The 14,740-nt window shown below is 66.9% G+C and carries 7 protein-coding genes and 1 pseudogene; 7 read left to right on the top strand and 1 reads right to left on the bottom strand.

The genetic code is table 11. From position 1 onward, the window contains the following. From K2Z83_RS05400 to K2Z83_RS05375, 6 genes and pseudogenes are all read left to right on the top strand, one after another. A pseudogene (locus tag K2Z83_RS05400) lies at window positions 1-246 on the top strand (ECF transporter S component); the annotation flags it as partial. 586 nt (window positions 247-832) lie between these two features. Then, window positions 833-4,519 (top strand): DNA-directed RNA polymerase subunit beta, encoded by a 3,687-nt coding sequence (locus K2Z83_RS05395; protein WP_220594156.1) that lies wholly within the window; start codon window positions 833-835, stop codon window positions 4,517-4,519. A gap of 147 nt (window positions 4,520-4,666) precedes the next feature. Continuing rightward, a complete protein-coding gene (locus tag K2Z83_RS05390) occupies window positions 4,667-5,371 on the top strand; it encodes an LAGLIDADG family homing endonuclease (RefSeq protein WP_220594155.1) in 705 nt (234 codons plus the stop codon). A 6-nt stretch (window positions 5,372-5,377) separates the two neighbouring features. After that, the gene (gene rpoC / locus K2Z83_RS05385) at window positions 5,378-9,946 is read left to right on the top strand and encodes a DNA-directed RNA polymerase subunit beta' (RefSeq protein WP_220594154.1); all 4,569 of its coding nucleotides are present in this window, start codon (window positions 5,378-5,380) and stop codon (window positions 9,944-9,946) included. Between the two features lie 204 nt (window positions 9,947-10,150). Then, window positions 10,151-12,208 (top strand): hypothetical protein, encoded by a 2,058-nt coding sequence (locus tag K2Z83_RS05380; RefSeq protein ID WP_255603351.1) that lies wholly within the window; start codon window positions 10,151-10,153, stop codon window positions 12,206-12,208. A gap of 15 nt (window positions 12,209-12,223) precedes the next feature. Next, on the top strand, window positions 12,224-12,895 hold the full coding sequence (locus K2Z83_RS05375) for a 2-keto-4-pentenoate hydratase (RefSeq protein WP_220594153.1): 672 nt from the start codon (window positions 12,224-12,226) through the stop codon (window positions 12,893-12,895). A gap of 64 nt (window positions 12,896-12,959) precedes the next feature. On the opposite strand, the gene K2Z83_RS05370 is transcribed toward K2Z83_RS05375, so the two are convergent. Beyond that, window positions 12,960-13,514, bottom strand: coding sequence for a hypothetical protein (locus K2Z83_RS05370; RefSeq protein ID WP_220594152.1), 555 nt, complete (start codon window positions 13,512-13,514; stop codon window positions 12,960-12,962). Between the two features lie 154 nt (window positions 13,515-13,668). On the opposite strand from K2Z83_RS05370, the gene K2Z83_RS05365 reads away from it, so the two are divergent. Beyond that, the gene (locus K2Z83_RS05365) at window positions 13,669-14,619 is read left to right on the top strand and encodes a hydroxymethylglutaryl-CoA lyase (RefSeq protein WP_255603348.1); all 951 of its coding nucleotides are present in this window, start codon (window positions 13,669-13,671) and stop codon (window positions 14,617-14,619) included. The last annotated feature ends 121 nt before the right edge of the window (window positions 14,620-14,740 follow it).

Below are 14,740 nucleotides of genomic sequence, written 5' to 3'. Positions count from 1 at the left end.
CTCTTCGGCGCCCTGATGAACCTCTGGTTCTGGCCCTTCAGCCCGCCCGGCGAGCTGGCCTGGAGCCCGGGCATGGGCTTCGGCGAGACCCTGCGGCGCTACCTGCTCTTCTACGGCGTCACCTCCTTCGCCTGGGACTCGCTGCGCGCCATCGGCAATGTGCTGCTGGTCGCCGCCCTCGGCCGGCCCATCCTCAAGGAGCTGCGCCGATTCAAGGCCAGGTTTCAGTTCGAGGTCGAGGGCTGAGCCGCGCGCCAGGGCTATGGTAACGTCACCTCCCTGTGGGGGATCAGGGCATGAGCGCCCCCCTCCCCCAGCCGGCGACTGACGTCGCGCCGGCGGGGCGCGTTGCGCCGGGCGTCGGACTGCGCCGACGCCGGATCCGCCCACGAAGGGTGGGCGGTCGGCCGCAGGCCCCCGCGACGCGGCTTCAGCCGCCAGCGACGTTGCACATGCCCTGTTCACCGCCTGTGGGAGTGGGATGTGGGATCGTGGGATTGCCCCGCTTGACATCGCGCGAGAAAGGTGGTATTATCCTCTTTCGCAGTCACCAATAAATAGTTTCGGCAAAACTATCATCCAACCCTATGATCATCAGCGCGTTCCCGGTGAGCAAAGCGATCATCAACTAGCCTGTCATGCGCCACCCGGCGCGTTTTTTTTGCGAATATCCGTTTCACTTCGCCCCCCCGCCAGTTCTGAGGCCACCCCCCGATGGGTCAGCGCCGACGACCGGCGATTTCTGTTTTCCGCCTGCCGGAAGCCTGTACGTGCCAGAAAATAGCGGCCATCGGCCGCCGTCTCTGGGTGCAACGACTGAGGAGAGGTGAGTATGCCCCCATTAATTGAGAGTGTCGTGCTGCAGCCGCTGATCACCCCCATCGACCCTGGCGTGGGCGGCCGCCGCGAGAAGCGCATCGAGCGCCGCTCCTTCGCACGGATCTTTGATGCGATCGAGGTGCCGCGCCTGATAGAGACCCAGGTCAACAGCTTCGAGTGGTTCAAGCGCGAGGGCCTGCGCGAGCTGTTCGATGAGATCTCGCCGATCACCGACTTCACCGGCAAGAACCTGGAGCTGCACTTCCGCGACTATGTCTTCGGCGAGCCGCGCTTCTCGGAGTTCGAGTGCCGCGAGCGCGACCTGACCTACGCCGCGCCGCTGCGGGTCAACGTCGAGCTGCGCATCCTCTCCACCGGCGAGATCAAGGAGAGCGAGCTCTTCCTCGGCGACTTCCCGGTGATGACCGATAACGGCACCTTCATCTATAACGGCGCCGAGCGCGTGGTCGTCTCGCAGCTCATCCGCTCCCCCGGCGTCTACTTTAAGGATGATAAGGACCCGACCAGCGGCCGCTCGCTGCACTCGGCCAAGCTCATCCCCAACCGCGGCGCCTGGCTTGAGTTCGAGACCAATAAGCGCGATGTGGTCAGCGTGAAGGTCGATCGCAAGCGCAAGATCCCGGTCACCATCCTGATCCGGGCGATCCTGGCCTGGAAGGCCGATGAGACGGGCGAGGGCCACTGGGTGCCCGATAATGAGCTCGACCAGCACGGCCATAACGACCACGTGATCGAGGTGCTCAAGCATATCGATACGCTGCCGGAGCACCCCTACACCCAGGCCACCCTCGATAAGGACCCGGCCCACAACAGCAAAGAGGCGCTCATGGAGCTGTATAAGCGCCTGCGCCCCGGCGACCCGCCGACCCTGGAGAACGCCCGCTCGCTCCTCGAGTCGCTGCTGTTTAACCCGCGCCGCTACGACCTCGCCAAGGTCGGGCGCTATAAGCTGAACAAGAACCTCTGGGAGCGCGAGGCCCGCCGCGATGGCGTCTCGAACGCCCCCAGCATGAGCGTGCGCGTCCTGCTGCCGCGCGATATCATCAAGATCGTCGAGCAGATCGTCCACCTCAACAATGGCCACGGCCGCCCCGATGATATCGACCACCTCGGCAACCGCCGCGTCCGCACGGTGGGCGAGCTCATCCAGCAGCAGTTCCGCGTCGGCCTGCTGCGCCTTGAGCGCGTGGTTAAGGAGCGCATGTCGCTCCAGGACCCCGAGAGCGCCACGCCTAACGGCCTGATCAATATCCGGCCCGTCGTCGCCGCCATGCGCGAGTTCTTCGGCGGCTCCCAGCTCAGCCAGTTTATGGACCAGACCAACCCGCTGGCCGAGCTGACCAACAAGCGCCGCCTCTCGGCCCTCGGCCCCGGCGGCCTCTCGCGTGACCGCGCCGGCTTTGAGGTGCGTGACGTCCACCACTCGCACTATGGCCGCATCTGCCCGGTGGAGACGCCCGAAGGCCCGAACATCGGCCTGATCGGCACCATGTCTACCTTCTCGCGCGTCAACGAGATGGGCTTCCTTGAGACGCCCTACCGCAAGGTCTATAACGCCGTCGATAACGCCCCGGTCTGGCTTGAGAAGGGGATGGTCCTGCGCGATGTGCGCGACCTGCGCACCGGCGATATGATCGCGATGAAGGGCTCCCGCATCGATGTCGCGACCAGCAAGCGCATCGCCATCGGCCTGCTGCGCGGCCAGATCCTGCGTGAGGATATCACTGACCCGACCAGCGGCGCGACGATCGCCGAGGCCGCGACGGAGATCAACCGCACCCTGGCCGAGAAGATCGTCGAGATGCCGATCAAGACGATTAAGATCCGCCCGATCGTCTCCCAGGAGGTGGACTACCTCAGCGCCGATGAGGAGGACCGCTTCGTCGTGGTGCAGGCTAACGCGGCCATCGATGACCATAACCGCTTTGTCAAAGACCAGGTGGCCTGCCGCTTCGGCGAGGACTTCGTCACCGAGCGGGTCGACCGCGTGGACTATATGGACGTCTCGCCTAAGCAGGTGGTCAGCGTCTCTACGGCGCTCATCCCCTTCCTGGAGCACGACGACGCCAACCGCGCCCTGATGGGCTCGAACATGCAGCGCCAGGCGGTGCCGCTGCTCCGCCCCGACGCGCCGATCGTCGGCACCGGCATGGAGTTCCGCGCCGCCCGCGATAGCGGCCAGGTGGTCGTGGCCCGGGTCGATGGCACGGTGCTCAGCGCCACCGGCGATAAGATTATCGTCGAGGAGGATGACGGCAACGAGCGCGAGTATCTGCTGCGTAAGTTTATGCGCAGCAACCAGGACACCTGCATCAACCAGCGGCCCAACGTGCTGCGCGGCCAGCGCGTCGAGGTCGGCGAGGTGATCGCCGATAGCTCCAGCACCGACTTCGGCGAGCTCGCCCTCGGCCAGAATATCCTCGTGGCCTATATGCCCTGGGAGGGCGGCAACTTCGAGGACGCCATCCTGGTCTCCGAGCGCCTGGTGCGCGAGGATATCTTCACCTCGATCCATATCGAGAAGTATGAGGTTGAGGCCCGCGACACCAAGCTCGGCCCCGAGGAGATCACCCGCGATATCCCCAACGTCGGCCAGGATAGCCTGCGCAACCTTGATGAGCACGGCATCATCTATGTCGGCGCCGAGGTACAGCCGAACGATATCCTCGTCGGCAAGATCACGCCTAAGGGCGAGACCGACCTGACGGCTGAGGAGCGCCTGCTGCGGGCGATCTTCGGCGAGAAGGCCCGCGAGGTGAAGGATAGCTCGCTGCGTGTGCCCAACGGCGTGCGCGGCAAGGTGATCGATGTCAAGGTCTTCTCGCGCAGCGAGGGCGCCGAGCTGCCGGTCGGGGTCAACCAGACGGTGCGCGTGCTGCTCTGCCAGAAGCGCAAGATCAGCCCCGGCGATAAGATGGCCGGACGCCACGGCAACAAGGGCGTGGTCTCGCGCGTCCTGCCGATCGAGGATATGCCCTTCCTGCCCGACGGCCGCCCGGTGGACATCATCCTCAACCCGATCGGCGTGCCCTCGCGCATGAACATCGGCCAGATCCTGGAGACGCACCTGGGCTGGGCCGCCGCCCGCCTCGGCTACCGCGTGGCCACCCCGGTCTTCGACGGTGCCGATGAGGCCCAGATCAAGGACATGCTGCTGCGCTCCGGCCTGCCCGGCGACGGCAAGGTCACGCTCTACGACGGGCGCAGCGGCATCCCCTTCCACCACCCGGTCACGGTCGGCTACGCCTACATGCTCAAGCTGGCCCACCTGGTGGAGGATAAGATCCACGCCCGCTCGACCGGCCCCTACAGCCTGGTCACCCAGCAGCCGCTCGGCGGCAAGGCCCAGTTCGGCGGCCAGCGCTTCGGCGAGATGGAGGTCTGGGCGCTGGAGGCCTACGGCGCGGCCTACATCCTCCAGGAGATGCTTACCGTCAAGTCCGACGATGTGGTCGGCCGCGTGAAGACCTACGAGGCGATCGTGAAGGGCGAGCCCATCCAGGAGGCCGGCGTGCCCGAGAGCTTCAAGGTGCTGATCAAGGAGCTGCAGTCGCTTGGCCTGAGCGTCGAGGTGCTCAGCGAGGACGAGAAGCCGGTCGAGCTCTCCGACGATGTGGACGGCGATATGGCCGCCCTCGACGGGATCAACCTGTCGGGCATGGAGCGCGGGGAGTTTTAACCACGCGCCTGCCGTAGGGACGCAGTGTGCTGCGTCCCTACGCCGGGGACGCAGCGTGCTGCGTCCCTACGTATCCGGTTTCGGTTGACGGGCGACCCGAAAACAGGTATCATCTCTCCAGTACACACGTTCTACTGGAGAGACGCCATGCCCCGCGGCGCGCGCACCGTCGAGTTCTTCCGAATCTGGTCGGCTGAGATGGCCTATGTGCTCGGGTACTGGTGGGCCGATGGGTATATGCGCCATCGTAAAGATACCGGCGCGCATCTCATTGAGTTTGCCAGTATTGATCGAGAACATCTGAAAAAACTCGCTGGTGCGGTTGGTGAGGCACCAAGCCTCCGTAAGGTCTCAGGGACAACGAACTGCTACGAGATCGAATTCTGTAGCAAGGAGATGTACTACGACCTACTAGCCCTCGGCGGGATGCCGAACAAGTCAAATGTTATCGGCTTTCCAGACATTCCAGCACATCTCCTGGTACATTTTGTGAGAGGTTTCGTTGACGGTGACGGAACTCTTGTATGGAATGGGGATCGACCGGTCATTCAGATCTACTCTGGCTCAAAGCGCCTGCTGGAAGAGATGGCAGTTGCTATCGAAGAGCAGACAGGTATACCAGCACCAAATGTCGTTGCAAACCGTGCGCTCTGGTATATCAAATGGAGCACGACACGGGCGAAGTGCCTAGCCGCCTGGCTCTATGTTGAGAATCCAGGTATCGCCCTTGACCGTAAGGCTGCCATCGCAGCTAAGTTCTTGGAATGGCAGCCGAAGAAACGCCCTGAGCGTGGCACAATCACAGAGGGGATGCGTGAGCGGTTCGCTGCGTATCTCCCGCCACAGGAGTGAGCCTCAATGCTTGAGATCAACGACTTCAACGCGATCCGCATCAGCCTGGCCTCCCCCGAGGATATTCGCGGCTGGTCGCACGGCGAGGTGACGAAGCCGGAGACGATCAACTACCGCACGCTGAAACCTGAGCGCGATGGATTGTTCTGCGAGCGAATATTTGGACCCACGAAGGATTGGGAGTGCTACTGCGGGAAGTACAAGCGCGTCCGCTATAAGGGCGTGGTCTGCGACAAGTGCGGCGTCGAGGTGACGCGGGCCAAGGTGCGGCGCGACCGCATGGGCCACATCAACCTGGCCTCGCCGGTGTCGCATATCTGGTTCGTGAAGGGCACGCCGAGCCGGCTGGGCCTGCTGCTCGACATCAGCCCGCGCAACCTGGAGCGGGTGCTCTACTTCGCCTCCTACGTGATCGTGGAGGTCAAGGAGGAGCTGCGCACCGTGGCCCGCGAGATGCTCCAGGAGGACTACGCCAAGAAGCGCGAGAACATCCAGCGCCAGGCCGAGGACACCCGGGTCGAGCTGAGCACACAGCTCACCCAGGACCTGGGCGGCATGGAGAACGCGCAGGTCAGCACGCAGCGCAAGATCGAGGAGGACTACAAGCGCCTGCGCGACGACATCGCCGGCGAGGCCGAGCGCCTGCGCGAGCGGCTTGAGGAGATGACCAACCTCGTGGCCGACGAGGACATCGCCTTCCGCAACACCACGCTGGTGGAGGAGGGCGAGGCGATCACCGAGCGCACCCTGGACCAGCTGGACGAGCTGGTGGACCAGGAGCTTGAGGCGATGGAGACCCGGCGCACCCGCGACATGGCGGACGCCGAGCTGCTCACCGACGCCGAGCGCGAGCGCAAGGCCTTCGAGGCGACCCAGGAGCAGGAGAAGCTCCAGGAGCGGCTGCAGCGCGAGCAGGACACCCTGGTGCGCGAGGAGAAGGATAAGCTCGACCACCTCGACGGCCTGAAGCCCTGCCGCATCCTCTCGGAGATGGAGTACCGCCAGCTGCGCGACCTGGCGCCGGGCGTGTTTCGCGCCGACATGGGCGCGGGCGCGGTGCGCGAGCTGATCGTGCGCCAGGTTGACCTGGACAAGCTGGCCGAGGATCTGAACGCCGAGGTGCAGACGACCCAGGGCCAGCGCCGCAAGAAGGCCACCAAGCGCCTGCGCGTGGTCGAGAGCTTCCGCAAGAGCGGCAACAAGCCCGAGTGGATGATCATGACCGTGCTGCCGGTCATCCCGCCCGACCTGCGGCCGATGGTGCAGCTGGACGGCGGGCGCTTCGCGACGAGCGACCTGAACGACCTGTACCGGCGCGTGATCAACCGCAACAACCGGCTCAAGCGGCTGATGGAGCTGAACGCGCCCGAGATCATCGTGCGCAACGAGAAGCGCATGCTCCAGGAGGCCGTGGACGCCCTGATCGACAACGGCCGGCGTGGCCGGGCCGTCTCGGGCAAGGGCAAGCACCGCCTGAAGAGCCTGAGCGACATGCTCAAGGGCAAGCAGGGCCGCTTCCGCCAGAACCTGCTGGGCAAGCGCGTGGACTACTCGGGCCGCTCGGTGATCGTGGTCGGCCCGAACCTGCAGCTGCACCAGTGCGGCCTGCCCAAGAAGATGGCACTGGAGCTGTTCAAGCCCTTCGTGATGCGCCGCCTGGTGGAGAAGGGCTTCGCCCACAACATCAAGAGCGCCAAGCGCATCGTCGAGCGGGTGCGCCCCGAGGTCTGGGACGTCCTTGAGGAGGTGATCAAGGACTACCTGGTGCTGCTGAACCGCGCGCCCTCGCTGCACCGCCTCTCGATCCAGGCCTTCGAGGCCAAGCTGATCGAGGGCTCGGCCATCCAGCTGCACCCGCTGGTCTGCGCGGCCTTCAACGCCGACTTCGACGGCGACCAGATGGCCGTCCACGTGCCGCTGTCGCGCAAGGCCCAGGAGGAGGCCCGCACGCGCATGCTGAGTAAGTACAACCTGCTCAGCCCGGCCCACGGCGACCCGATCATCACGCCGTCGCAGGACATCGTGCTCGGCTGCTACTACATCTCGCAGGTGCGCGACGGCGCCCTGGGCAGCGGCAAGAAGTTCGCCGACGAGAACGAGGCCATGCTGGCCTACGACAAGGGCCTGGTGGCCATCCAGGCGCCGATCTGGATCCGCATGGAGGGCCGGCCGGCGGGCAAGAACGACCGCCCCGGCAGCGTGCGCGAGCTCGCCCCCACCGCGGACGGCACGCCGCGGATGCTGCTGGAGACGACTATCGGGCGCATTCTGCTGAACAACGAGCTGCTGCCGCCCCTGCGCTACCGCAACCGCGTCATCGATAAGAAGGGCCTGCGCGAGATCATCGCCGACTGCTACCAGTACTACACCAACCTGAAGAACGTCAGCGATGAGGAGATGGCCGAGCTGCGGGAAACCTGGCCGGGCAAGTCGGAGAACGAGCTGGTGCGGATCTTCGGCTCGGAGAAGACGGCCCAGCAGGCCGATAAGATCAAGGCGCTCGGCTTCAAGAACGCCACCTACGGCGGCATGACGATCGGCATCAACGACATCGAGGTGCCGGCGGCCAAGTACGAGATCGTCGCCAGCGCCGAGACCCAGGTGGCCGACATCGAGAAGCAGTTCCGCCGCGGCCTGATCACCGAGGAGGAGCGCTACCAGGAGGTGGTGCGGATCTGGCAGAAGGCCACCAAGGATACGATCGAGGCGGTGCGCGACAACATGAACGAGTTTGGGCCGGTGGCGATGATGTCTACCTCGGGCGCCCGTGGCAACATCAACCAGATCTCGCAGATGTCCGGCATGCGCGGGCTGATGTCCGACCCGACCGGGAAGATCATCGAGCTGCCGATCAAGGCCAACTTCCGCGAGGGCCTCTCGGTGCTCGACTACTTCGTGTCCACCCACGGCGGGCGCAAGGGTCTGGCCGACACCGCGCTGCGCACGGCCGACGCCGGCTACCTGACCCGGCGCCTGGTGGACGTGGCCCAGGACGTGATCGTCACGATCGAGGACTGCGGCACCGAGGATGGCTTCTGGCTGCACGCCGCCGACGACAGCGAGCTGATGGAGCGGCTGGCCGTGCGTATGATCGGGCGCATCCTGGCCGCGCCGGTGTACGACAAGCAGACCGGCGAGCTGCTGGCCGAGCGCAACACCGAGATCGACGATGAGATCGCGCACAACCTCGACCGCCACGGGATCGAGTCGGTCTACGTCCGCTCGACCCTGAGCTGCCAGTCGGAGCACGGCATCTGCAAGCTGTGCTACGGGCGCAATCTGGCCACCGGCAAGATGGTCGATATCGGCGAGGCCTGTGGGATCATCGCGGCCCAGTCGATCGGCGAGCCGGGCACGCAGCTCACCCTGCGCACCTTCCACACCGGTGGCGTGGCCTCGGCCGACGACATCACGCAGGGTCTGCCCCGCGTGCAGGAGATCTTCGAGGCCCGCGTGCCGAAGGGCAAGTCGCTCCTGGCCGAGGTCGACGGCGTGGTTCAGATCATCAAGGATGACAACGGCGTCCGCACGATCAAGATCGTCGCCTCCGAGGTCTACACCGACGAGTACAAGCTGCCGATGGGATTCATCTCCCTGGTCGATAACGAGTCGGAGGTGGCCGAGGGCCAGGTGATCGCCGAGAGCAACAACAGCGAGAGCAGCGAGCTGCCGATCGTGGCCCGGCTCTCCGGCAAGGCATATATCAGCGGTGACAGGATCGTGATCAGCCAGGAGGATCGCGAGGAGCGCGAGCTGGTGGTGCCGCACACGGCGCGCCTGCGTGTGGAGAACGGCACGCGGGTGGTGGCCGGCCAGCAGCTGACCGACGGCAGCGCCAACCCGCAGGAGCTGCTCGACCTGCAGGGCCGCGAGGCCGTGCAGCGCTACCTGGTGAACGAGGCCCAGCGGGTTTACCGCTCGCAGGGTGTGAACATCAACGACAAGCATGTCGAGGTGATCGTCCGCCAGATGCTGCGCCGCGTGCGGATCGAGGAGCCGGGCGACACCGGCCTGCTGCCGGGCGAGCTGATCGAGGCGGCCGAGTTCCGCCGCCTGAACAACGACATCGTCAGCCAGGGCGGCGAGCCGGCGACGGCGGCCACGGTGCTGCTGGGCATCACCAAGGCCTCGCTGAACACCGACAGCTTCCTGTCGGCGGCCTCGTTCCAGGAGACGACCCGCGTCCTCACCGACGCGGCGATCACCGGCAAGGTCGACTACCTGCGCGGCCTGAAGGAGAACGTGGTCATCGGCAAGCTCATCCCGGCCGGCACCGGGATCGAGAAGCGCAGCGAGCGCGGGCGCGATGAGCTGGTCGATGAGATGGCGCGCATGATGGAGGGCGGCCCCGAGGTGGCGGCGGTGATCACCGAGGACAGCCCGGACGACGTGCTGCGCGCCGAGTCGCTGCTTGGCCTGGGCGACCTGGCCGAGGCGGTGCCGCCATCCGAGGGCGTGAGCGCCGATGTGCTCCGCGCCCGCCTTGAGGCGCTCCTTGGCGGCGGTGACGATGACGACTTCGCCGATGAGGGCGAGGGCGAGAGTGAGGGCGAGCTCCCGCTCGATGAGGCGTAAGTGATGGCCTGCCCTCACCTCCCGGTGGGGGTGCGGGGGCGGCGAAGCCTCCCCCGTAGTGGTAGTAGTGAGTTTGGGCGGCGAAGCCGCCCAAACTCACCAAACAACCGGCTCTGGGGCGAAGCCCCTGAACGTTGCAGCAGCCCTGTGGCACAACAGCGCCCCGCATTGCGGGGCGTTGTTGTGCGCTATAATCAAGCCGCTATGGCTACCAACGAGTTTATGCAACCCGGCGCATCACTGGGGGCGCGTCGCGCCCGCCTGGGCCTCGCCCTCGGCGCCGAGCTGCGCGGGCTGACTCGACCCGCGCTCTGGCTCGGCCTTGGCGCGCTGCTGATCATCTTCCTGATCTCCCCGCAGCTGCCCCTGCGCTACATGATCGACGTCGGCTATGAGGAGGGCGTCGGCAGCGACCTGCCCTTCCTCCAGGGCTTTAACACCGCCGAGCAGGACTCGCACGGCACCTACCGATGGACGGACGACGGCGCCACGATCCGGGTGTCGGGCGTGGGCCGCCGCCCGCTGGGGCTGCGGCTCCACTTCTTCCCCGTAGGCGCCGCGGTTATGGCCGACGGCCCGCAGATGATCGAGCTCGCCACCGATGGCCAGCCGCTGGCGACTCTGCCGGTGATCGCGGCCGGATCAACCCAGTATGTCCTGGTGCCGCCGCCCGCGGGGGGCGATCTGGAGATCACCCTGCACACATCCACCTTCAGCCCGCCTGGCGACCCGCGCCGGCTGGGCACGCCGCTTGACCGGGTGGAGATCATCGCGCTGCCCGGCGATGGACCGGCCTCCCCAGACTGGACGGCGGCCCTGGGCTGGCTCGGCGCGGCGGCCCTGGCCTGGCTGGCCCTGCGGCACGCGCTGGGGGCAGACGCCCCGGCGGGACGTCTCTACGGGGTGTTTGTCGGGCTGGCTGGCTTGGCGGCGCTCCTCGACCCGCCGCGCTGGGCGGCCGGCACAGGCGCGGCCCTGATTGCTGCGGCCCTGGCCTACCCCCTGGCGGCCGGCGTGCGCGCCGGTCTGCCGCCCCTGTTCCGGCGCTTCGGCGTGCCGCTCGGCGCGCCGCAGCTCGGCTGGCTCGCGGTCTTCTGCGCGGTCGCCTTCGCCATGCGCTACGGCGGCCGGCTCTACCCGGACTCCATGCATGGCGACATCGGGTTCCACGTCAACCGCTACAACGACGCGATCTGGGGCCTGATCTTCATCCTCTCAAAGAATCGGGGGATTGACTTCCCCTACCCGCCCGGGCCGTACCTGCTGGTCGCGCCCTTCACCCTGCTCGGCCTGAGCGCTGGCGCGGCCCTCCAGATCGGCGCGGCGCTGGTGGATGCCATGAGCGCGGCGCTGGTCTACGCGATCGCCAGCCGGATCATGAGCGCGCGGGCCTCGCTGCTGGCGGCGGCGATCTACGTGTTTACGGCGGCCACCTACATGACAACCTGGTGGTCGTTCGACACCCATATCTACAGCCAGTTCTTCCATCTGCTGACCGTTGCCGCGCTCTGCTGGGCGATGGAGGCCTGGCAGGGGGATGACCGGCGCCTGCGGGCGGCCTGGGGCGCGGCGGTGTTTGTGCTGCTGAGCCTGGTCTTCCTCGGGCACTTTGGGTTTCTGATCAACACGACCCTGCTGGTCGGGCTGCTTGTGGCGCTCATGTGGCTGATGAGCTGGCGCGGCGCGGCCTGGGCGCGGGCGGCCCGCTGGCCGCTGAGCCTCGCCTTTGGCGGCGCGGTGATCTTCGCCGGGGCCTTCTTCTACAGCGCCTACATCCCGCTCTTCCTGAGCCAGCTGGAGACCGCAAGGTCGGGCGGGCTGAGCGCGGTGGCCGAGCGGGCTCCGGTGAGCCGGGCGGCGCTCTGGGACACGCTCTGGCGGGCCGGGCTGATTACCCACTTCGGGGTCTTCCCCATCCCGCTGGCCCTGGTCGGGATCGGGATGCTCGCCCGCGATGGCGCGCGCGAGCCCGGGCTGAGCCGACGTCAGGCGGCCCTGGCGCTGATGCTTGGCAGCCTCGCCGTCGGCCTCTGCTTCGCCGCGCTGCCGTTCATCACCCTGGCCACCAATAGCCCGCGCTGGCTGATGTTCCTAGCCTGGGTGGTGGCCCTCGGCGCGGCGCTGGCCAGCGAGGCGATCTGGAGGCGCGGGTGGCTCGGGCGGATCGCCGTCCTGTCCATGGGCGCGCTGGTGCTCGCCAACACCGCCTGGATCTGGCTGTCGCCGATGCTCTGGCGGATTCGCCCGCCCGAGCCGTTTTAGATTGCAGATTTTAGATTGTGCAATCTGCAATCTGCAATCTGCAATCTGCAATCTGCAATCTGCAATCTGCAATCTGCAATCAAGGCCGGGGCCACCAACGCCGGCGCCCAGGCCAGCTTCGGCCTGAGCCAGTCGGTCTACGCCGCGCTGCTCGCCGAGGGGCAGGTGCCCGACGGCGGCGAGATCGACGCGGGCCGGCTCATCCACCCGCGCGTCGAGTGCGAGGTGGCCTTCCGCATGGCCGCCGACCTGGCCGGCCCCGGGGTGACGCCCGAGGCGGCCCTGGCCGCCGTGGCTGGCGCGATGGCCGCCTTCGAGATCGTGGACGCGCGCACGGTCGGCTGGGGCGTGAAGATGCCCGAGATGATCGCCGACAGCGTCTTCGCCGCGCGCTATGTGGTGAGCGCGGATCTGCTGCCGGTGGGCGGGCTAGACCTGGCCGCGGTCAGCGTCACGCTGCTGAAGAACGGCGAGCAGGCGGCCCAGGCCAGCGGGGCCAACGTGCTGGGCAGCCCGGCCAACGCCCTGGCCTGGCTGGCCAACCGCATGGCCGAGCACGGGCGCGCCCTCCACGCCGGCGACATCGTCCTGGCCGGCTCGCTCACGCCGCTGGTGCCCGCCGCCGCCGGCGATAGCTTCGAGGCGCGCTTCGAGCACCTGGGCGCCGTGCGGGTGCGCTTCGTGTAGACAAAAAAGGGCTGGCGAGGGCAATATGCCCTCGCCAGCCCTCAGCGTCTCAGTGCCTCAGTGATTACTTCTTGGTGCTGGTGCTGGCGGCGCTGCTGGCGGTGCTCATCATCATGCGGCCAAACTCGTTCTGAGCCTCGATAGCCTTCTGGGCAGCGTCCTGCCAGGTGGCCATGATCTTCTGGGCCTGGCTCATGTCCCAGCCCTGGCCCATCGCCGTCGGGTCGGCCTTCTTCAGCAGGTCGAACCAGTTCTCCGAGAAGCGCACCTGCGTGTCCGTCCAGGTGCGGGTCATCTCAAGCATCTGGCGGGTCCACTCCACGGCGGTGCCGGGGACGCCCGGAATGCTCGGCATGTTTGGCATCGCCGGCATCCCCGGCACGCTCGGCATGCTCACCGACGCGGCGGCCACGCTCTCGGCCCACATCTGGGTCAGCTGCATCTGCGACTCGAGCGCCTGCTTGACGGTGCCGCGCCACGTCTCGACCATCTTCTGCCAGGACTCGGGGCTCTGCGGGGTGGCCACAAGCTGCATCGAGTTGAGCCAGGTGTCCCACACCTTCTGCTGGGTGCCCGTCCAGGTCTTGACCATATCGTTCGCCTGCTTTGTCCAGTCCATGAGGTTCTCTCCTTGATCTATATGCCGTTGATTTATCGCTACAAGATGCGCCACGCTCGCGGCGTCTGATCTGAGGGTACGTTCGTAGGTTACAGGGGAGTTACGTCTTGACCGGTGCGAAGGTGCTACAATAGCCTATGAAGGAGGTATGCCCATGATAATGATCGCCCCCGGGCTGCCCGCCCTGCCCCGCCGCGCCCACATCCGCGAGGTCGGCCCGCGCGACGGGCTGCAGAACGAGGCCACCATCCTCAGCACGGCGCAGAAGCTCCAGCTGATCGACGCCCTAGGCGCCGCCGGCCTCGACCAGATCGAGGCCGGCTCCTTCGTGCGCCCGCAGAACGTGCCGCAGATGGCTGACGCCGCCGCGCTCTTCGCCCAGATCAGCCGGCGGCCGGGGGTGATCTACAGCGCGATCGCGCCGAACGAGGTGGGCGCGCGCCGGGCGGTGGCCGCCGGGGCCGATATGGTGCAGGTCTTCCTCAGCGCCTCGGAGAGCCACAACCGCAGCAACGTGAACATGAGCGTCGAGCGGTCGCTGGCCCACGTCGCCAACATGGCCGCGATCATGCGCGGCGCCGGACGGCCCTTCGACGCGGTGCTCTCGGTGGCCTTCGGCTGCCCCTTCGAGGGCGACGTGCCCATCCCGCACGTGCTGGATCTCTGCGCGCGCCTGCTCGACCTGGGGGCCGAGCAGCTGACGCTGGGCGACACCACGGGCATGGCCCACCCGGTGCTGGTGCAGCGGGTGGTGCTGGCCTTTCAGGAGCGCTTCCCTCGCCAGCCGCTGCGCCTGCACCTGCACAGCGCCCGCGGCGCCGGCCTGGCCAACATCCTGGCCGCCATGCAGGTCGGCGTCAGCGCCTTCGACAGCAGCGTCGGCGGGATCGGCGGCTGCCCCTTCGCCCCCGGCGCGCCCGGCAACCTCTGCACCGAGGACCTCGTCCACATGCTGCACGAGATGGGCGTGGAGACCGGGCTGGACCTGCCGGGCCTGATGGCGACCGCACGTATCCTGGAGGGCATGCTCGGCCACGAGGTGCCCTCGCAGACGATCAAGGCCGGGATCTGTAAGCACCTGACGGACTCGCAGGGTAGTAGGTAAGGGCGCAGCAGCGCCGCGCTGCTGCGCCCTTAGCGTGGTGCCAGCATGGACCCACACAACCGTGTCGTGATCATCACCGGGGCCTCGGCGGGCATCGGGGCGGCGGCGGCGCGGGCCTTCG

This window comes from Oscillochloris sp. ZM17-4, assembly GCF_019599295.1.
Classification (GTDB): Bacteria; Chloroflexota; Chloroflexia; order Chloroflexales; family Chloroflexaceae; genus Oscillochloris.
This window is presented reverse-complemented; position numbering and strand designations above follow the sequence as displayed.

Excerpts from the sequence above, each read along its gene's own strand:
- K2Z83_RS05370 (WP_220594152.1), bottom strand. The coding sequence starts at position 13,514 with ATGGACTGGACAAAGCAGGCGAACGATATGGTCAAGACCTGGACGGGC.
- K2Z83_RS05365 (WP_255603348.1), top strand. The coding sequence starts at position 13,669 with ATGATAATGATCGCCCCCGGGCTGCCCGCCCTGCCCCGCCGCGCCCAC.
- K2Z83_RS05390 (WP_220594155.1), top strand. The coding sequence starts at position 4,667 with ATGCCCCGCGGCGCGCGCACCGTCGAGTTCTTCCGAATCTGGTCGGCT.
- rpoC (WP_220594154.1), top strand. The coding sequence starts at position 5,378 with ATGCTTGAGATCAACGACTTCAACGCGATCCGCATCAGCCTGGCCTCC.
- K2Z83_RS05380 (WP_255603351.1), top strand. The coding sequence starts at position 10,151 with ATGGCTACCAACGAGTTTATGCAACCCGGCGCATCACTGGGGGCGCGT.
- K2Z83_RS05395 (WP_220594156.1), top strand. The coding sequence starts at position 833 with ATGCCCCCATTAATTGAGAGTGTCGTGCTGCAGCCGCTGATCACCCCC.